Here is a 20,334-nt window from a genome sequence, read left to right on the forward strand (position 1 = left end):
TACTTCTTTGCGACTTTCATACCTATATTTTACACATAAGTGACAAAATTCGGCAATCATATATTCATAGTCTATTAGATTTAATTACGAATTGGTGCAAAAGAACTAGCACTATCCTCACACGAGAGCTGCCAAAATGGCCTTTTGTGCATGCAGACGGTTCTCCGCTTGGTCGAAGATGAACGAACGAGCGCCGTCGATGACTCCTGCTGTCACTTCTTCGCCGCGATGAGCCGGGAGGCAGTGCAGGAAAAGATAGTGGGGATCTGCGAGTGCTACCAGATCTTCATTCACCTGATAGTTTTCAAACGCCTTCATTCTCACTTCGTTCTCCGCTTCAAAGCCCATGCTGGTCCACACGTCGGTGTATACCGCATCTGCCCCCGCTACCGCTTCGGCAGGGTCTGTAGTCACCATCATTTTGCCGCCGCTTTGCTGCGCGTACTCGATGGCTTTTTGTACGATGGCGCTGTCCATTTCGTATCCTGCCGGTGTAGCCACCCTTACGTCCATGCCCAGCAGGACTGCCGCCAGCACCAGAGAATTGGCTACGTTGTTTCCGTCACCCACGTACGCCAGCTTGATTCCCTTCAGCTTTCCTTTGTGCTCCCAGATCGTGAGCATGTCAGCCAGCGCCTGGCAAGGATGATACAGATCCGTCAAACCGTTGATGATCGGAATGGATGCATGCTCTGCCAGCTCTTCTACGTAAGAGTGGGAAAACGTGCGGATCATGATCGCATCGACGTAACGAGAGAGTACTTTGGCGGTATCGCTGATCGGCTCTCCGCGGCCGAGCTGCAGCTCTTTCCCGCTCAGGAACATCCCCATGCCCCCAAGCTGGTACATACCTACTTCAAAGGACACACGCGTACGTGTCGATGCCTTATCGAAAATCATGCCGAGTGTTTTGCCTTGCAAAGGCTGGAACGGCTGCCCCAGCTTTTGCAGTTGTTTGATGTGAGCTGCCAGATGCAGCAGCTCCATCAATTCTTCTCCGTTGAACTCGTCGATTCTGAGCAGGTCCTTTCCTTTATGCTTGCTGAGCGGCAAGTTTGGAAAGTGTTCCAATATCTTCACTGGCTGCATGCGAGCCACCTCTTTTCTCAAAAATGGATTTCACGTACAAGTCAAAGGTCTCGATGGCGGAAAACAGCGGTACACCTTGCTGCACCAAACGGCCACGGAGCGCAAAGCCCGCTCGGCCATGGCGGTTTCCGATTGTTGCTGTAATGAGGGCAAAAGCTGCTTTCTTCGCTTGCAGAAGCTCGATCAGCTTTCTCTCACTTTCAATCACGTGACTGACAGCTACCCCGTTTGTTTGCAGCCAATCAGCCGTTCCAGCTGTCGCTGCCAGCACGGCGCCTTCTTCTTGAAGCTGTGCCAAGGTCTTGCTCACCGCTTCCTGCTTATCCCCATCCTTCAGTGACACGATGACCAGATCGCCCGCTTGCCAGTCGCCATAATAGTTGTCTTTAAACGCGAATGCTTTGCCGGCAGCTTCTGCGAAAGAGCGACCCAAGCCTAGCACTTCGCCGGTTGATTTCATTTCAGGTCCCAATACGGGATCCACACCGTTCAGCTTCACGGTCGAGAATACCGGAGCCTTCACGACAGCGAATGGGATCTCCGGCAGCAGCCCTGTTCCGTAGCCCATGCCTGCCAACTTTTCACCCAGCTGTGCCTGAACAGCCAGTTGCACCATCGGGATGCCCGTCACTTTGCTCGTAATTGGAACAGTACGGGACGCACGCGGGTTCACTTCGAGCACGTACACGGTACTGCCATCAATGACAAACTGGATATTGATCAAGCCGACCGCTCCCATTTCTTTCGCGATCGCTTCCGTATAGCTGGCGATTGTCTGCTTGATTTCGTCCGACAGACCAGGCGCCGGGAACAGAGCCACACTGTCGCCGGAGTGAATTCCAGCCTTTTCGACATGCTGGAAGATTCCAGGAATGATGACACTTTCACCATCACACACCGCGTCGACTTCCGCCTCGCTGCCTGGCACGTATTTGTCTACGAGCAACGGGAAGAACGTTTTGCTGTCCGGGTGATTCAGCCAGCCGTTGATCGTCGCCTCGAGTTCTTGCAGATCTTGCACGACCACCATTCCCTGGCCGCCGATGACATACGACGGACGCATCAGGACGGGGAAGCCGATTTCTTCCGCGATCGCGGTGGCATCCTGCAGAGAGGAGACTCCTTTCCCCGGAATGTGCGGGATGTCCAGCTTGCGCAGCATTTCGTAGAACAGCTCGCGATCTTCTGCACGCTCGATCGCTGTCAGAGACGTTCCCATTACCTTCAGACCCGCTCTCTCCAGCTTGGCGGCGAGGTTGATGGCTGTCTGGCCGCCGAATTGCACCATCACGCCTTCTACCTGCTCGCGCTCAGCGATATGCAGCACGTCTTCTGCATGAAGCGGTTCAAAATACAGGTGGTCAGCTGTTTCGTAGTCCGTACTCACGGTTTCCGGATTGTTGTTAACGACAACCGCAGCAATGCCGTTCTTCTGAAGCGACTTGGCAGCATGGACCGAGCAGTAGTCAAATTCAATCCCTTGTCCGATCCGGATCGGGCCGGAGCCGAGTACCAGCACTTTGCGACCTGGCAAGGCAGTGACCTCATCGACTCCTTGCCAGTCGGAATAGTAGTAAGGGGTTTGCGCATCAAATTCAGCGGCGCATGTATCGACGATTTTGTAGGTCGGTGCGATGCCCGATTGCTGGCGCAGGTCTTTAACTTCGGCAGCTGTCCGTCCTGCCAGAGAAGCGATGGTCTCATCTGCAAAGCCGCGGCGTTTCGCTTCTAGGAGCAGCTCTGTCGGCAGCTCGCCGTCCTCGCAGCAAGCCAGCTCGACTTCCAAATCGATGATCTTCCGCAGGCTGCGCAGGAAGAACGGATCGACACCCGTCAGGCTGTGCAGCTCTTTTTCCGTAAAGCCTTTGCGAATCGCCTCTGCGAACACGAACAAGCGAATGTCTGTCGCTTCCTGCAGCGCTAGGGAGAGCTCCTCGCGGGACCACGAAGCCAGCTCTGGCCGGGACAGGTGCGTGCAGCCTTGTTCCAGGGAGCGCACGGCCTTCAGGAGCCCTGCCTCCAGGTTGCGAGCAATGGACATGACTTCTCCAGTCGCTTTCATTTGCGTGCCCAGCTTACGATCTGCCAGCGGGAACTTGTCAAACGGGAAGCGCGGGATTTTCACGACGATGTAGTCCAACGCAGGCTCGAAGCTCGCGTATGTGTAACCAGTAATGGGGTTCAGCACTTCATCCAGCCCATAGCCGAGTGCCAATTTTGCCGCGATACGCGCGATCGGATATCCAGTCGCTTTGGAGGCGAGCGCACTGGAGCGGCTCACCCGCGGGTTTACCTCGATCAGTACATATCGATCCGAATTCGGGTCAAGCGCAAATTGAATGTTGCAGCCTCCTACTACGCCCAAGGAACGGATCACTTTGGTCGATACGCTGCGCAGCATTTGATATTGGCGATCCGTCAACGTCTGGGAAGGCGCTACGACGATGCTGTCTCCCGTATGAATGCCGACCGGATCCAGATTTTCCATATTGCAAACGATGATGCAGGTGTCGTTGGCATCCCGCATGACTTCGTACTCGATTTCTTTCCAGCCTTTGACGCTGCGTTCGATCAGCACCTGTCCGATCGGGCTTGCAGCGATACCGCCAGCAGCCACTATGCGCAGCGTAGCCTCGTCTTCAGCAATCCCGCCGCCTGCGCCACCCAGCGTATAGGCTGGACGCACAATGACCGGATAACCGATGGAGCTGGCGAATGCGATCGCCTCTTCCACGGATTCGACCGTGTCACTCTCGGGTACAGGCTCGCCGATTTGTTGCATCAGTTGTTTGAACAGCTCACGGTCTTCCCCGTTTTGAATCGCAGCGAGCGGTGTACCGAGCAGCTCTACCTTGTACTTTTCGAGAACACCCGCTTCTGACAAGGCTACGGCCAGATTCAGACCGGTTTGGCCGCCCAGCGTCGGCAAGAGGCCGTCTGGACGTTCCTTCGCGATGATCGCTGTTACGGATTCCACTGTCAGCGGCTCCAAATATACTTTGTCGGCTACTTGCTCATCCGTCATGATCGTAGCCGGATTGTTATTCACCAGGACGACTTGCACGCCCGCTTCCTTCAGAGAAAGGCATGCTTGTGCGCCCGCATAGTCAAATTCTGCTGCCTGACCAATGACGATCGGGCCTGAACCGATAACCAATACTTTTTGGATGTGGGACAATTTAGGCATAATTCTTCGCTCCTACTACGCGCATCGACTGCAAGAATTGTTGGAAAATGTGAGAGGTATCACTTGGTCCGGGATGTGCCTCCGGATGGAACTGCACACTGAAAACGGGCAAGCTGAGATGGCGGAGTCCTTCGACCGAGCCATCGTTGACGTTGCGATAGGACACCACCAGATATCGCTTATCCAGCTGTTCTTCTTTGACTACGTACCCGTGGTTTTGCGAAGTCAGGTACACTTTGCCGGTTGCCAGCTCTTTGACCGGATGGTTGCTGCCGCGGTGTCCATAAGCGAGCTTTTCCGTCTTGCCACCGTACATGAGGGCAAGCACTTGGTGACCCAAGCAAATGCCCAGCGTCGGATACTGCTCCACCGCTTTGCGCCATTCACTGCAATAAGCAAGCAAGTGCTCCGGATCGCCAGGGCCATTGGAGAACATCAGGCCGTCCGGCTGCAGGGCCTTGATTTGGGCAAAGGTCGTGTCAAAGGGCACCACGGTTACGCGGCAGCCTATTGCCAGCAGCGAATCCACAATGGACTGCTTCATCCCCAGATCGACCAGCACGACATGCTCTCCGATGCCAGGATAGCGTTCGATCTGCTGGCTGGATACGTTTGCCACCAGCGACTTTTTGGCGTGCTTGTAGCGCATGGCCACGACTTCCTCCACCTCGAGTGGACGATCGGACATCACGCCGAACACAGGACCGTTTTGACGAACCCGCTTGGTGATGGTACGGGTATCGATGCCAGCCAAAATGGGAAACCCGAAGTCCTCGGCTGCCTGTGCCAACGTCTTGGTCGATTCGTAGTGGCTCGGTTCCATGCACAGCTCGCTCACGATCATTCCAGTCAATGCCGGCTGCGCTGCCTCGTAGTCTCTTTCGTTCACTCCGTAATTTCCGATCAATGGATATGTGAATGTAACGATCTGCCCCGCAAAGGAGGGGTCTGTCATCACTTCCTGATAACCTGTCATTCCTGTATGAAAAACCACTTCGCCGAATCCCGTAATCGGGGCACCGTACAAGGTCCCCGTGAACACTTCTCCGCTCTCCAGCGTGAGATAACCTACACCTAGTCCTTTTTTCTCTCTACTCATCTATGAAAGCCACTCCTCTCCAAAGGGCACACTTACCGAGAATTTATGCAACTCTTTGTATTAATATACATTCGTAATTATAAAAATGCAACGAGTTTTTTGTCCTTTCCCACTCGTTGCATTTTTCCCATGCACACATTATTTGCTTTTACGCCTGTGACAATCCTTCGTCCAGAGCCGCTATCGCCTGCTTCACTTCCGCTTCTGTCGTGATAAAGGACGGAAGCAATCGAACGACATTCGGCCCTGCCATCAGCAGGATGACGCCTTTTTTTTCTCGTGCATAATTGACTGCAGCCGCAGCCGTAATCGAGAGCTCTACCCCGAGCAGCAGGCCTTTTCCGCGAACCGTTACCACTTTGTCTGGATGCGCTGCTTTTAGCTGCGTGAGCTCCTGAATCAGCAGCTCATGGACCTTTGCCACTTTATCCAGAATGGCTTCTTGTTCCATGGTATCGAGCGTCGCAATGCCCGCTGTCGCAGCCAACGGATTGCCGCCAAAAGTGGTTCCGTGCGTACCGGGAGCGAATGCTTCCGCCACTTCTTTGGTCGCGACCACCGCTCCGATCGGGAATCCGCTGCCCAAACCTTTTGCCAGCGAGATCGCATCCGGCTTCACTCCATACTGCTGGAAAGCGAACCAGGTGCCTGTGCGGCCGATTCCCGTTTGAATTTCATCCACCAGCAGGAGCAGGCCATGCGCATCGCATAATTCACGCAAACCTTTTACGAAGGCATCTCCCGCCGGATGGACCCCGCCCTCGCCTTGAATCAGCTCCAGCATGATCGCGCACGTCTTGTCGGTGACAGCGGACTTTACTGCTTCCAAATCGTTGTAAGGCACGGTGACAAAGCCTTGTGGCAACGGGGCAAACCCATCCTTCACCTTGTCTTGGCCAGTCGCCGTCAAAGTCGCCAGTGTACGTCCGTGGAACGACTGCTCAAACGTGATGATCTCAAAGCGTTCCGTCCCTTTTACTTTTTGCGCATAACGGCGGGCCAGCTTGATCAATCCCTCGTTTGCCTCCGCCCCGCTGTTGCAGAAGAAAGCCTGATCCAATCCGGACAGACGGCTCAGCTTTTCAGCCAGGATTCCTTGCTGGGGTACGTGCACCAGGTTGGAGCAATGCCACAGCGTATCCAGCTGTTCATGCAGCTTGGCTGTCACTTTTGGCGGGACATGCCCCAGTGAGGTAACGGCGATGCCGGAAGTAAAATCGAGATACTGGTTGCCCTGATCATCCCAGACCTGGTTGCCTTGGCCTTTGACCAGACTGATGGGCCATCTTGCATAGTTATTCATGAGATGAAATGGTGCTGCTACTGTACTCATTCCCTATCCCTCCTTATTGTGGCTGCTTGGCATTCATCCGAACAGTCGTGCCAGCTGCCTCATCGCTGACGACAGCCAAAAGGTCCTCGGCTGTCCCTCGGCAAATGACGACCTGATTGACACCTTGCCCCAAAGAATCCAAAGCCGCCTGAACCTTCGGAATCATTCCGCCAGTGATGATGCCATCTGCTATCATCTGTCCGATTTCTTCTGCACTTGTCTCCTGTACCAGAGACTTGCTGCCATCCGGCTGTGGACGCAGGATGCCTGGAACGTCGGTCACCATGACCAGCTTTTCTGCCGACAGCGCTGCCGCCACCGCTCCTGCTGCAATATCTGCATTGACGTTAAACGCATCCGCTCCATCCAGACTGACAGACAACGGAGCGATGACCGGTACGTAGCCTTGGTTTAGAATGGCCAGTGGTATCGTGGTATCCGCCTGCTTCACTTCACCGACCCAGCCCAGCGGTTTTGCCGTCTTTTCTGCGATCAGTGTCTGTCCATCGATCCCGCTGACTCCCCACGCTTTCGCTCCTGCTTGTGTCAGCTTTCGCACCAGCGCCTTGTTGATGCTCCCGCACAGCACCATCTCCACCACGCGCAGGGTATCTTCGCATGTCACCCGCAATCCCTCAACGAACTGGGGAGTGATCTGCACCCGATCCAGCATGCCGTTAATGGCAGGGCCCCCGCCGTGGACGATGACGATCTGCTTGCCCTCTGCCTGCAGCTTGGCGATGGCCCCAAAGAAGGTATCCGGCAGCTGATCCATCGTAGAGCCGCCGCATTTGATGACTACGATTCCTTGCATCCGCTCTCCTCCTCCCTATGGGAACACCGGCACGAGTGGCAGTCCGGCTTTCTCTGGCAATTGGAACATGACGTTCATATTTTGAATCGCTTGACCTGCTGCACCTTTGACCATGTTGTCAATGACGGACAAAATAACGACTCTGCTCGTGCGTTCATCCACATGAACGGCGATATCGCAGTAGTTGGATCCGAGCACCTCTTTGGTATGCGGATGACTGCCTGCAGGGCGTACCCGTACGAACGCTTTATCTGCGTACGTCGCTTCAAACAGCTCCTGAGCCTGCTGCTGGGACACCCCTGCCTCCAGCTGCCCGTAAGCGGTTACCAGGATTCCGCGCGTCATGGGAACCAGGTGAGGTGTAAACTGGACAAAGGACTCCACTCCGGACTGCTTCGCCAGCTCCTGCTCGATTTCCGGCGTGTGCTGGTGCTTGGCTACTTTGTATGCATGTATGCTTTCATTGATTTCGCTGTAGTGAACCCCCATCGACATGCCTCGTCCCGCTCCGGATACACCCGATTTGGCGTCGACGATCCAGCTGCCTGGTTTTACCCATCCGCTCCGCATCATCGGGATCAATGCAAGCAGGGTTGCTGTTGGATAGCATCCAGGGTTGGCTACGAGAGAGGCGCCCGCTACCTGCTCTTGATTCCATTCGGTCAAACCATACACCGCTTTTTGCACCCACTCGACCGGTGCCGGTTCGCGTTTGTACCAGCTGCGGTAAGCATCCCCGCTCTCCAAACGGAAATCTCCGGACAGGTCGATTACTTTTGCTCCGCCGAGCTCCATCAATTGCGGGGAAAGCCCAGCGCTCACCCCTGCCGGCGTCGCCAGAAAAACGACATCGTTATCCACGCTCATGCTTTTCGCTTCAATAGGCGACAGAGTGGGCAGACCCAGTCCGGACACATGAGGAAATGTTTTTTCCAGCGACTCCCCCTCCGCTGAGCTAGAATACAAATTGGCAATTCGAACCTCTGGATGACCCGCCAGCAGACGTATCAACTCCGCACCGCCGTAACCGGTAGCCCCAACGATCCCGACCCGAATCATAGATCTCTCCCCTTCTCCAACGAATGTTCTGTATTTTTATACATGAATAATAATAAAAATTCATGGAGAATACAACCCTAAAAACCTGCAGAAATAGAAAAAGCGCCCGATCGAATCGGACGCTTCCCTCTGAAAAACCGTTTATTTCTTATCCGCCAGCCATGCAGCCAGCGTCTCGGCATCGGCACCTTTTACCAAGCCTGGAGGCATGGCACCTTTACCTTTATTCAATATTTCCAAGATCTGATCCTTGTTCAATTGCGAACCGACTTTTTGCAGGTTCGGACCTACTGCGCCTTCCAGCGTTTGACCGTGGCATCCTGCGCATGTGTTCTTGAACAGTGCCTCAGCGGTTGCGGCGTCGTAGCTACCCGATGGAGCAGTCGTGGACGGCGTTTCCGTTGCTGGGGTTTGCGTTGCAGGGGTTTGCGACGGCTGATTGGCTGGCGGCTGTGTAGTCTTAGCTCCGCCACAGGCACTTAGCGAGAATACGAGTACAGCCGCAACCACAGAAAGGGATAAACGTTTCATGGGCTGTTTCCTCCTTTACTAGATAATTCTTCGCTAAGTATGCCTCATGCGCCCCAAACTCATTCCTTTGGAACAAAGGAAGTTAAGGCAGCGGGAACTCCAGCGGGCTCCATTCGCGCAGCTCCAGTGTACGGGCGCCTTCCGCCACCACTGGATCCGCTTCCGCCAACCCTCTGGCCTCTTCCAGAGAAGCCGCTTTGTAAATCACGAGTCCGCCTTCCTTATCGGTGAAAGGACCCGCCATGAATACCTTATCCTGCTTGTACAGTTCATTGAGATACTCCAGATGTGCTGGTCTTACTTTTGCGTTCAGCTCTTGATCGATGATCGGCAAAAAGGCTGCATACAGCATGTGGCTCTCTCCTTTTAACTAGTCAATTTATTCGCAATCCTTCTATCAAGGTACCACTTTGCGGACAAACGGGTAAACCTTTTTATACGCTAATTTTCTTACGCTCTTCTGTCCGGTCCTGGCTCTACGAATTGCAACAGCTCACGGTCCGGGCCGTAGAAAAAGATCGTTCTGCCCCCATCCAGCGACGGGTTAGGCGTTTCGGTCTTAAACTCAATTCCTTTTTCTCGATAATGGTTGATCGCCTCATCGATATCATCTACCGTAAACGCCAAGTGGTTGACGAGGCCCTGCTCGGAGTAATCGCCCATCGGCGTCAAATCGCGAATCAGCTCGATCTCAAAGCCTGGCTGATTGTCATGGTACAAAAATGTCATCTCCCGAATCGGTGATTGCCCTCTCAGACGCACCTGGTAACCAAACATCTCTTGGTAAAACGCAATCGACCTGTCCATTTCGGTAACAATCATCGCTACGTGCTCCGCTTTTCTTATCATGTCCCCATCTCCTCCTTGACGCTTGTCTGTTTCATTCGAATTTTATCATTCCCAGCGATCCCTTTGCACAAAAAAACGGCATGGAATCCTCCATGCCGTTGTCGCGCTCTGATTAGCGATTGATTTGCGCTCGCAAATAACCGTCAATGAAGACGTCAATCTCCCCATCCATGACCGCTTGCACATTGCCCACTTCTACGTTGGTGCGGTGGTCCTTGACCAGACTGTACGGGTGGAAGACGTACGAACGAATCTGGCTGCCCCATGCGATGTCTTTCTGTTCGCCCTGAATGGCTGCCATCGTTTTTTCCTGCTCTTCGCGTTTGCGCTCAAACAGTCGTGCTGTCAGCATTTTCATTGCACGCTCGCGGTTTTTGATCTGAGAACGCTCTGTTTGACACGTCACGACGATTCCCGAAGGCAAGTGGGTAATCCGAACGGCGGAGTCAGTCGTGTTGATGTGCTGTCCACCTGCACCACTGGAACGATACGTGTCAATCTTGAGGTCTTCCGAACGAATGTCTACCGAGTTGTCGTCTTCAATCTCCGGCAGGACGTTGCAGGAGACAAAGGACGTGTGACGGCGTCCGGAAGCGTCAAATGGTGAAATCCGTACGAGTCGGTGGACCCCCTTTTCTGATTTTAGGTACCCGTACGCATTGTGCCCTTTAATCAACAGCGTCACGCTTTTTACGCCCGCTTCGTCACCAGGCAAATAGTCCAGAGTTTCTACTTTAAAGCCTTTGGCATCGCCCCAGCGTGTATACATGCGCAGGAGCATGGACGCCCAATCCTGAGATTCCGTACCACCCGCTCCAGGGTGCAGCTCCAGGATCGCATTGTTCTTATCGTACTGATCACTCAGCAAGAGCTCCAGCTCAAAGCTCTCAAACGCTTTTTTCAGCTCTTGGGTGCTGTCATACAAATCCGGAATAAGGGACTGTTCCCCTTCTTCGATAACCAGCTCGAGCATCAGCTGCAGGTCATCGTATTGGGAATCCAGCTTGCCCATCGTCTCCACGAGGCTTCTTACCGCGTTCAGTTCACTGATTGTCTTTTGCGCTGCATCGTTGTCGTCCCAGAAGTCGGGTGCCAGCATGCGCTCTTCCAGTTCACCAATCCGCTCCTGTTTTACTGGGAGGTCAAAGAGACCCCCTGATATCTGCTAAACGCTTAGCCATACTGGACATCTCTTGTTTGATGTCCGCAATATCGATTAATGCCATGTTGCGAATCACCTTCTCTTCCTTAAGCTATGTTTATTGTATCGTAATTTGCCAGATCCGCAACCTGACAGAGTGCCAAGCAGGGGGAAGGTGATTCATTTTCTATATGGGCCCTTTCATCCTCCGGTCAAGTTTGGCGGCGAGGGCGAGGAGCGGAAGTCTCGAATTTCGCGAGAGGGTGCCGATTTCACTTGGGGAGCACTGACCAGCGTAAGATGTGTGCCTCGCGATTCAGTCGTTCGTTTTCGCGCTTTTGTATTCTTATTCACTTTCTTGTATGGATAATTCAATCCAGCTGCTCCTTCTTTATGCCCCTGATCGATCATGGCCTTGGGATCGACGAGCAATGCGTTCATCCAGAGCGGCTGCGGGATTTCCGAAACGAGTCGTTCTTCCGGAAATACCGGGTCTCGCGCTGTAAATACTTCTATTTGGGTGTCTTCGGTTTTATCTTTTTCTCCATGAATGATTTGTAAGGATCTATTTTCTTTTCCTACCCGCAGCACAGCTTTCAGTGTCACGGCGATGCGTTCCAGGATATTCACTGCTTGTATGCCCATCACGTTGACTGTCGTCTTCATTGTTCATTCCCCCGTCATCGTGTATTTGGAAAAGTGTTGTACTTACGATTCTATGGTTTTTTGAAAGGATTTCCACTAGAATCGTTCGATGGCATTTTCCAGTGTTAGACAAATCGACGGAGCGATGCCGACGAGGAACAAAGGAATGGGACGAACGCTGTCTAGCAGGCAGGAATCAGGGCAGAAAAAAACCTCTGAGTTCACATGCTCAGAGGTTCTAGCCGTATCATCAATCTTCGAGTGCCTCAAAAATGTTAGCCTCACCCGCGCCGAAGTACTTATCTTGACCTTTTTTCCCATAATCTACTGCTGTCTTCCGGATTAATGCTGCCACCTGTGCCGGGCTGTAATTCGGATGCTCGGATTTGATGACTGCAGCGATTCCAGCCACTTTTGGAGCTGCCATCGACGTTCCATGCATATAGGCATATCCCTTTAGATTGGAGGTAAAATACGGCGGAAGGTAGGTTGGCCATGTCGACAACGCACGGTAGCGGAAATCACGCTTATCGAGGTAGTCACCTTTCGGGTCTTCCCGATAAAGGGCGTCGTATTCTGGACCGTTGTCTCCGCCTGGCGCGGCGATGTCGATCGGATTGCCATAATTGGAATAAAACGCGATTTGATCCTTTGACCATTCATTGGAGGAAGACACCGTAATGACTCCTGGGAGCTGAGCAGGGACAACCCGGGAAGGCCCTTTGATATCCAATCCATAGGTGTCCTTCCAATATTCCTGCATGTCGTGCAAACTGCCCAGATCCCTCGAATCATTTCCGGCAGCAACGACTACTGTCACGCCCTTCTTAACGGCATATTGAACAGCCCGTTTATACGCCACGATGGAAGCAGAATCACCCTTTTCTCCATAATTCTGCGCCATCCAACGCCAGCCGCCCAGGGACATGTTCACTACGTCCACCTTGTCATTTGCCGCAGCTACCAGCGCATCCGTGATCCAGGATTGCTGCGCTCCGCCTGTCGCTCCGAATACTCGGTATGCGCGGACCGTCAGCTTAGGTCCAATCCCCAACACCTTGCCATCCGCTGCGATGGTACCAGCAACATGGGTGCCATGGCCGTTTTCATCCCACGCGTCATCTGTTCCCGGCACAAACGTCTTGCTGCCTTTCTCATCTGCATTTTTCTTCAAATCCGGATGATCAAAATCCAATCCGGTATCAATGATCCCGACGACCGTATCTGAATCTCCTTTGCTAATTTCATGCGAGTCAAAATCATGGGTCACCCGTTTCACATCCCACTGCAAATCGTGGTAATTTTGATCCGGGTCATCCCAGTCAGGCTGTGGAATGTCCGTAATCGGCTGGCCATCCGCTGCTTCTGGGTCCTCTTCGTCCAAGTGGATTTCCAGTTCTTCCTCCGCAGCGAGTACATCAGTGGATTCACGAAGCTTGTCCAAAAAGTTAGGATCATCCGAGCTGGCCGACACGATCCCAATCTCCTCAACCACCGTCTCAACCTCTCCACCTGCATCTTCAATCTGCTCTTCGAAATCATTTGGCAAATTGTCTTTCTTGAAAGCGATCAGGTAAGACGTCTCCTTGCTCTTCCCAAGTACAGGTGCTTGCACAGCAGAAAGCACGGTGGCCATCAGGCCTACCACCAACGTGGAATTCAAAAGGACAAGCTTGAGTGATTTTTTCAACGGACATTCTCCCTTCGGTAAATTAACTTTTACTTATATCATTGTAGGGATTTCCAATATCTTGCTCCAGAAAAATCGTTCGATGTGTTTCTGCACCAATGGACAAAAAGACGCAAAAAAACATCCCTTCCTACAGATCCAGGCTGTTGAAGAAGGGATGTTTGACGAATCACGCGTCTTTTATTTGTGTTATTGATTGCGCTTGTTGTTGCGGCGGCGCTCCTGATCCTCAGCTCGGCGCTGCGCGCGGTTTTTCGGATCGGCGTCTCCGGAAGTCTCTGAATCCGGGCGCTCGGAAGGTCCTGAAGTCTGCAGCTGATCTGGATCCATACCTTGACCTCGGATCACATCCTGACGCTCCAGGTTTTGGCTCACTTCCGCTTTCATGATGTACATAGCCACTTCTTCCTCGACAGCAGCGACCATGGACTGGAACATTTCATATCCTTCAAACTGGTACTCACGCAGCGGATCGTTCTGACCGTAAGCGCGCAGATGAATCCCTTGGCGAAGCTGATCCATCGCATCGATGTGATCCATCCACTTGCTGTCCACAGCGCGCAGGATAACGACTTTTTCAAACTCGCGAATCATATCGCCAATCTCTGCTTCACGCTGTGCATACTGCTTGGAGACTTCGTTTTTCAGGAGTTCCATGATTTCTTCCGCTTCTTTGCCTTTCAGCATCTTAGCGGTGATGGTTTCATCATGCAGGAACATGTTGTTGGCTGCATCCGCAAGTGCTTGGAGATCCCAATCCTCTGGCACCTCTTCTTTTGGACAATGCAGCTCGACATTGCGTTCCAGGACGCTGTTGATCATGCCAAGTGCGATTTCGCTCAGGTCCTCTTTCTCCAGGATGTCGCGACGCTGCTTGTAGATAACCAGACGCTGCTGGTTCATCACATCGTCGTACTGGAGTACGCCTTTACGCGCATCGAAGTTGGAGCCCTCTACCCGTTTCTGAGCAGATTCGACAGCACGTGTAACGAGACGGCTCTCGATCGGCATATCTTCTTCCATGCCGAGACGATCCATCATGTTCATGATGTTGTCCGCACCAAAACGGCGCATCAGCTCATCCTGCATCGAAAGGAAGAACTGGGAAGAACCAGGGTCCCCTTGGCGACCGGAACGACCGCGCAGCTGGTTGTCGATCCGACGGCTCTCGTGGCGCTCGGTACCGATGATGTGCAAGCCGCCCAGGTCAGCGACTCCCTCACCCAGCTGAATGTCCGTACCACGTCCCGCCATGTTCGTCGCGATCGTGACGGCACCGTATTGACCCGCACGTGCTACGATCTCGGCTTCTCGCGCATGCTGCTTTGCATTCAGGACGTTGTGCGGTACGCCTTTTTGCTTCAGCATTTGCGAAAGACGCTCGGAGTTTTCGATGGAAATGGTACCGACCAGAATCGGTTGCCCTTTTTTATGACGCTCTACAATGTCGTTTACCACTGCACGATACTTCGCTGCTTCCGTTTTGAACACCAAGTCAGGCAAGTCCTCACGTGCGACTGGTTTGTTCGTCGGAATGACGACAACGTCGAGTCCGTAGATCTTTTTGAATTCCTCTTCTTCCGTTTTCGCCGTTCCGGTCATACCGGACAGCTTTTGATACATACGGAAGTAGTTTTGCAGGGTGATGGTCGCCAGCGTCATGCTCTCGCTCTGAACGCGCAGACCCTCTTTCGCTTCGATCGCTTGGTGGAGACCGTCGCTGTAACGACGCCCTACCATCAGACGACCGGTAAATTCGTCGACGATCACAACTTCGCCTTCCTGAACGACATAGTCCACGTCGCGTTTGAACAGGACTTGCGCTTTCAGTGCAGCCGTAATGTGATGGTTCAACGTCATATGTGCCGTATCGTACAGGTTTTCGATATTGAACGCCTGCTCTACCTTGCTCACGCCGTCATCGGTCAAGGACACGATTTTCAGCTTTTCATCAATCGTGAAATCCTTTTCCAGCTCCAGACGTTTTACAAAGTGGGAGCAGATGTAGTACAGCTCCGTCGAACGATTCGCAGAGCCGGAAATGATCAACGGCGTACGCGCTTCGTCGATCAGGATGCTGTCCACCTCGTCAATGATGGCATAGAAGAGCGGACGCTGAACCATCTGTTCCTTGTACAGCACCATGTTGTCGCGCAGGTAGTCAAAGCCAAATTCGTTGTTGGTTCCGTAGGTAATATCGCAAGCGTAGGCTTCACGCTTTTCTTCCGCGCTAAGTCCGTTCTTGTTCAAACCGACGGTGAGGCCCAAGAAGTTGTAGAGTTGACCCATGATGGTCGAGTCGCGCTCGGCCAAGTATTCGTTCACCGTAACGACGTGAACCCCTTTTCCCAGCAATGCGTTGAGGTAAGTGGCCAGTGTCGCTACGAGGGTTTTCCCTTCCCCCGTCTTCATCTCGGAAATGCGTCCTTCCTGCAGGACCATACCACCGATGAGCTGCACATCAAAGTGCCTCATGCCGAGGACCCGCTTGGATGCTTCCCGAACGACGGCAAACGCTTCATTCAAAATCTTGTCCAGATCTTCCCCGTTTTGCAGGCGAGCTTTGAATTCTTCTGTCTTTTCCCGCAGCTGCTCATCGGATAGAGCCGCTATGCTTGGTTCAAGCGAATTGATCGATTCTACGCGCTTAAACATTTTTTTGACTTCGCGCTCATTGCTATCGCCAAAAATCTTTTTAACGAGTCCTAACATGAGGACACCCCTTCCATATGCTCTCAAGTGAAAAACGGTACTTTCGCTCCCCCTTGAGAGGGCTCCAAAATATCCCTGAAACAGGGATACAGATTTTCCGAAAATAAACTCTCTCTAAAAATCTATTTTAACAAATCTGTTCACATATACACAAGTAAAGGGAGTTGCCAATAGCAACTCCCTAGTCTTATACGAGTGATAGGCTATAAAGTTTCGTTATTTGGGTTCGATCAAACCGTAGCGACCATCATTGCGACGGTACACCACACTCACATCGTTCGTGTCGGTATTTTGGAAGACAAAGAAGTTGTGTCCCAACATATCCATTTGCATGACAGCTTCGTGAGTATCCATTGGTTTTAGATCAAAGCGCTTGGTTCGGACGATGTCGATATACACATCTTCCTCATCGCTTCCATCAGCCAGCGCCACTGCTACCGGTTGGCTTTCACGTCCCCCCGCTTTGCTAGCAGAATCAATTCTCAATTTTCGCATTAACTTGGTTTTGTGCTTGCGAATTTGACGCTCCAGTTTTTCTACTACCAGATCGATAGCAGCGTACATGTCTTCATGCGTTTCCTCTGCCCGGATAATGACTCCGCCAAGCGGGATCGTTACCTCGATCGTCCCCTCGCCCCGATGAACGCGCATCGTGACTTGAGCATCGGTAGGCTGAGTGCTTTCAAAGTATTTTTCGAGACGGCCGACTTTCTTTTCCACATACTCTCGTAGTGCTTCGGTGACTTGAATGTTTTCTCCACGAATGTTAAATTTCATGGTTCCAACCTCCTTCCGTCTATATAAAGGTATTCGGCGCAATTGTAAATAATCCTCCTGTTTCTCTTCAAAAAACGCACACAAAATTTTTACAATCACTCAACAATCGACAGAATTTTACCAATACTTACTACTTTCCCTATGATATAATACCTTAGTAGTCACTCACACAACCATATTTCGCGGTCGTATATCGCACAGGAGGAATCCTCATGGCAGAGGTGAAACCTTCCCACTCTATTATCGGAGCTACACTCGCGCAAGACGTTTACAACGAGTATGGCCTGCTGCTCTTACCCGCAGGCGTTGTATTGCAGCAGAGTGACTTACGGCTACTAGAAGCCCATCAAATCAATAAGGTAATGCTCGCCGCGGCGGGCGAGGCTCCTGAGATGCCCGAGCCGACCCTCCATTGGAACGAAGCGCAAGCCACCCGCCAATACGTGATAGCCGTTCAGCAAACGGAGGGGCTGTTCAAGCAGATCGCTTCGGGCAGTGTCCCTTCCTTGAAGCAATTTAACGAGGCTTTTTACCCCATGCTGGATGCTGTACTTCAGCGCTGGGACTTTCTGCGCTTTATCTACATAAAAGAAGGCACGGACAACTATACGTACCGCCATTCCTTGAATGTCGGCATTGTCGCCGCCCTCCTCGGCAAGCTTATGGGGAAATCGGAGGAAGACATCTACTTTTTGGGGCAAGCCGGATTGCTGCATGACGTCGGGAAAATGATGATACCCGATGAGCTGTTGTCAAAACCGGAGAGCCTGACGGATGAAGAATACGCGATCATGAAACGTCACACGAAATACGGCAGCCAGTTGCTCCGCACGATGGAACATGCCAACGAGCTGATGGCTTTATGTGCCCTGCTCCATCACGAGCGTCTGGACGGTTCGGGCTATCCGGAGGGACGCACGAGTGAAACCATCCCTTTTGAATGCCAGATCATCAGCGTTGCGGATGTTTTTGACGCCATCTGTACGGATCGGGTGTATCGCAAGGGCACGTCTCCATTTGAAGCTGCCAACATCTTGTGGGAGCAGGCCTGTACGGGTAAATTAAATGCCTTGGTCGTGTCCCGCTTCATTCATTACATCGTTCTGTTGTACGTAGGCTCCAAAGCCGTTCTGAACAGCGGCGATGACGTGGAAATTATTATGATTCATCACGACGAGCCGATGAGACCTCTTGTCCGCCGCGGCGAGGATTTCCTGGACTTGCGCCAGCATCGCCATTTGCGCATCCAAAAAATGATCAGTTAACATACCAATCCCCCTGTACCCGTTCAATGGGCCAGGGGGATTTCATGTTTTCTACAATTTAACGACGTTGGCAGCCTGTGGTCCGCGATCGCCTTCCACAATATCAAACTCTACCGCTTGTCCCTCTTCCAGACTGCGAAACCCGTCTGACTGAATCGCTGAGAAGTGGACAAACACATCATCGCCACCCTCGCGCTCGATGAAACCGAAACCTTTTTCTGCATTAAACCATTTTACTTTGCCTTGCATGAAACAGCACAACCCTTTCTTTTGCCAAAAATTAGGATAGATATCCTGCATGGTTCGATTCTAGTTTACCCAAAAACAGGAAGCCCATTCCTTTATTTAGGGGTATATCGTTTCTCCAAGCCTCGGACGACGACACGGGAGAGGAAAATGGTCAGAAGCAGATAGATCGCCCCGGAGGTGAGATACGGAGGGAAACGCTCGAATGTATTTTTGGCGACGTTGAACGCTGCATACCCGAGCTCTGGTGTCGCAATAATCGCCAGTAAAGAAGAGTCCTTCAAAAGGGCAATAAACTCATTTCCGAGTGCCGGCAGCATGCGCAAAAAAGCCTGCGGGATAAGAATCAGCCTCATTGCCATTCCTTTGCCCATCCCGAGTGACCTGGCCGCTTCCATTTGCCCCGGATCGATGGACTGGATCCCCGCTCGGAAGATTTCCGCGATATAGGCGGCAGCATTCAAGGTCAAGGCCACAAACCCGGAAAAGAGAGCTTCCGGCACTTTCGCCTCTGGAAAAAAGATCCCCCAGACCCCTGGAATCACCGCGGTATGAATCAATAAGATTTGCAGAAACAAAGGCGTACCGCGGAACAGCTCCACATAAACAGCTGAAGGAGCTTTCAAATACACCTTGTCCGACAATTTACCCAATCCAATGAACAGACCTAATATGGTCCCGCAAACGATTGCTACCGTCGTCAGGAGAATCGTATTGAACACACCTCGTATGAATAATTCCCGATAATCGTAGACTACGCTCCAATCCATACCCATGCCTCCTCTCGATGCAACCCGTCAAGGCACAAGGAACGGGTACGCCATTTGACGCACCCGCCGAGTGCAATTGCTGCTGTCTTATTGACCGAAATATTTGTCGTTGATTTCTTTCAACTTGCCGTTTTCCTTGATCGTCTTCATGCCTTGGTTGATCTTGTTCAGCAAGTCGGCGTTGCCTTTTTTGACGATGATTCCGTAGTGCTCGACTTCAAAGGAATCGTCCTTGATCAGCTTGAATTTCTTGTCTTTCATCTTTTTCGCATAGTCCTGCAGAACCGCGTTATCCGCGACAACCGCATCTACACGACCAATAAAGAAGTCATCCACAGCGGACGGCGTATCGTCGTACCCTTTTATGCCTTCGTACGTATCTCCAAATGCCTTCTTCACGACTTGCTCACCAGTGGTGGCCGATTGTACCCCGATCTTTTTGCCTTTGAGATCCGCCAGTTTGGCGACGGTCGAATCTTCAGGCAACAGAATCAACTGGTTTGCCTCAAAATAAGGATCCGAGAAATCATATTTTTGTTTGCGCTCGTCGGTAATCGTTACTGCGGAAATTCCCAAATCGACATTTCCTTTGTCAATGCCGTCAAACAATGGATCCCAGCCGGTATTCTTCACTTCAATCTTGATGCCGGCAGCATCCGCTACAGCTTGGACGACATCGATGTCAAAGCCCGTGATTTTGTCTGCTTCCATTTTTTCAAATGGAGGGTAGGCTGCGTCTGTACCGACCACATATACTTTGCTATCTCCTGCTGCCGAGCCAGAGCCGCCTCCTGAAGCTTGTTGACCACCCGATCCACAGGCCGAGACCAAAAGTCCCACCCCTACGGTCAACGCAAGTGTTGCCAACCACTTTTTCCCGTTCTTCACCTGTAAAACCCCCTTGATATTCTATCTCTGTTTTACATTTGTCCCCAACAATATCCACAACATAATCATGTGTTTATTGCGTTCTCCACAGAGATATCCACATTATCCACATCGAGTTGTGCACAAGCTGGGCATAACAATTTCTTGCTCGTTGCACGGCTGTTTTGGAGATCCAACGACCGTGCCCAGCAAGAAGTTGCCAGAAAAAAAAGAAAGATTCCTGTCAGATATACTTCTCT

18 protein-coding genes are annotated in these 20,334 nt (G+C 52.0%); 1 reads left to right on the plus strand and 17 read right to left on the minus strand.

The annotated features are described in order from the left end of the window. Window positions 1-117: 117 nt before the first annotated feature. The 14 genes from argF to hpf form a co-directional block, all read right to left on the minus strand. Window positions 118-1,089, minus strand: a complete 972-nt coding sequence (gene argF, locus JNE38_RS28225; RefSeq protein WP_203354344.1) for an ornithine carbamoyltransferase — start codon at window positions 1,087-1,089, stop codon at window positions 118-120. Further along, window positions 1,034-4,276 (minus strand): carbamoyl-phosphate synthase (glutamine-hydrolyzing) large subunit, encoded by a 3,243-nt coding sequence (gene carB, locus JNE38_RS28230; RefSeq protein ID WP_203354345.1) that lies wholly within the window; start codon window positions 4,274-4,276, stop codon window positions 1,034-1,036. Before carB ends, argF begins: the two co-directional genes overlap by 56 nt. Beyond that, window positions 4,269-5,375: a carbamoyl phosphate synthase small subunit gene (locus JNE38_RS28235; protein ID WP_203354346.1), complete on the minus strand. Its 1,107-nt coding sequence runs from the start codon at window positions 5,373-5,375 to the stop codon at window positions 4,269-4,271. Before JNE38_RS28235 ends, carB begins: the two co-directional genes overlap by 8 nt. A 148-nt stretch (window positions 5,376-5,523) precedes the next feature. Beyond that, window positions 5,524-6,708 (minus strand): aspartate aminotransferase family protein, encoded by a 1,185-nt coding sequence (locus JNE38_RS28240; protein ID WP_203354347.1) that lies wholly within the window; start codon window positions 6,706-6,708, stop codon window positions 5,524-5,526. A 13-nt stretch (window positions 6,709-6,721) separates the two neighbouring features. Beyond that, window positions 6,722-7,522 (minus strand): acetylglutamate kinase, encoded by an 801-nt coding sequence (gene argB, locus JNE38_RS28245; RefSeq protein ID WP_203354348.1) that lies wholly within the window; start codon window positions 7,520-7,522, stop codon window positions 6,722-6,724. Window positions 7,523-7,537: 15 nt separating this feature from the next. Next, complete coding sequence (gene argC / locus JNE38_RS28250) at window positions 7,538-8,581, minus strand: N-acetyl-gamma-glutamyl-phosphate reductase (RefSeq protein WP_203354349.1); 1,044 nt, start codon at window positions 8,579-8,581, stop codon at window positions 7,538-7,540. A gap of 141 nt (window positions 8,582-8,722) precedes the next feature. Next, on the minus strand, window positions 8,723-9,112 hold the full coding sequence (locus JNE38_RS28255; RefSeq protein WP_203354350.1) for a c-type cytochrome: 390 nt from the start codon (window positions 9,110-9,112) through the stop codon (window positions 8,723-8,725). An 82-nt stretch (window positions 9,113-9,194) separates the two neighbouring features. Next, window positions 9,195-9,464, minus strand: coding sequence for a YciI family protein (locus tag JNE38_RS28260; protein ID WP_203354351.1), 270 nt, complete (start codon window positions 9,462-9,464; stop codon window positions 9,195-9,197). Window positions 9,465-9,562: 98 nt separating this feature from the next. Next, window positions 9,563-9,961, minus strand: coding sequence for a VOC family protein (locus JNE38_RS28265; RefSeq protein WP_203354352.1), 399 nt, complete (start codon window positions 9,959-9,961; stop codon window positions 9,563-9,565). A 112-nt stretch (window positions 9,962-10,073) separates the two neighbouring features. Next, window positions 10,074-11,187 (minus strand): peptide chain release factor 2 gene (gene prfB, locus JNE38_RS28270; protein ID WP_203354353.1). Its coding sequence is split into 2 segments (ribosomal slippage): window positions 10,074-11,105 and window positions 11,107-11,187, totalling 1,113 coding nucleotides; the frame shifts between segments, so codons are not numbered across the junction. A 116-nt stretch (window positions 11,188-11,303) separates the two neighbouring features. After that, window positions 11,304-11,768 (minus strand): hypothetical protein, encoded by a 465-nt coding sequence (locus tag JNE38_RS28275; protein ID WP_203354354.1) that lies wholly within the window; start codon window positions 11,766-11,768, stop codon window positions 11,304-11,306. A gap of 229 nt (window positions 11,769-11,997) precedes the next feature. Continuing rightward, window positions 11,998-13,437: a S8 family serine peptidase gene (locus tag JNE38_RS28280; RefSeq protein WP_203354355.1), complete on the minus strand. Its 1,440-nt coding sequence runs from the start codon at window positions 13,435-13,437 to the stop codon at window positions 11,998-12,000. 189 nt (window positions 13,438-13,626) lie between these two features. Continuing rightward, window positions 13,627-16,149 carry a preprotein translocase subunit SecA gene (gene secA, locus JNE38_RS28285; protein WP_203354356.1) on the minus strand — a complete coding sequence of 841 codons (2,523 nt, stop codon included), beginning with the start codon at window positions 16,147-16,149 and terminating at the stop codon, window positions 13,627-13,629. A 216-nt stretch (window positions 16,150-16,365) separates the two neighbouring features. Then, on the minus strand, window positions 16,366-16,926 hold the full coding sequence (hpf, locus tag JNE38_RS28290; RefSeq protein ID WP_203354357.1) for a ribosome hibernation-promoting factor, HPF/YfiA family: 561 nt from the start codon (window positions 16,924-16,926) through the stop codon (window positions 16,366-16,368). A gap of 212 nt (window positions 16,927-17,138) precedes the next feature. Here hpf and JNE38_RS28295 point away from each other — a divergent pair, with 212 nt between their 5' ends. Next, the gene (locus tag JNE38_RS28295) at window positions 17,139-18,191 is read left to right on the plus strand and encodes an HD-GYP domain-containing protein (RefSeq protein WP_203354358.1); all 1,053 of its coding nucleotides are present in this window, start codon (window positions 17,139-17,141) and stop codon (window positions 18,189-18,191) included. A 51-nt stretch (window positions 18,192-18,242) separates the two neighbouring features. Here the strand turns inward: JNE38_RS28295 and cspD are convergent, their stop codons facing one another. The 3 genes from cspD to JNE38_RS28310 all read right to left on the minus strand — a co-directional run bounded on the left by cspD (window position 18,243) and on the right by JNE38_RS28310 (window position 20,095). After that, window positions 18,243-18,440: a cold-shock protein CspD gene (gene cspD / locus JNE38_RS28300; protein WP_055746341.1), complete on the minus strand. Its 198-nt coding sequence runs from the start codon at window positions 18,438-18,440 to the stop codon at window positions 18,243-18,245. Between the two features lie 92 nt (window positions 18,441-18,532). Then, window positions 18,533-19,207, minus strand: a complete 675-nt coding sequence (locus JNE38_RS28305; RefSeq protein WP_203354359.1) for an amino acid ABC transporter permease — start codon at window positions 19,205-19,207, stop codon at window positions 18,533-18,535. An 87-nt stretch (window positions 19,208-19,294) separates the two neighbouring features. After that, complete coding sequence (locus JNE38_RS28310) at window positions 19,295-20,095, minus strand: basic amino acid ABC transporter substrate-binding protein (protein WP_203354360.1); 801 nt, start codon at window positions 20,093-20,095, stop codon at window positions 19,295-19,297. Window positions 20,096-20,334 lie beyond the last annotated feature (239 nt).

This window comes from Brevibacillus choshinensis (assembly GCF_016811915.1).
GTDB classification, from domain to species: domain Bacteria; phylum Bacillota; class Bacilli; order Brevibacillales; family Brevibacillaceae; genus Brevibacillus; species Brevibacillus choshinensis_A.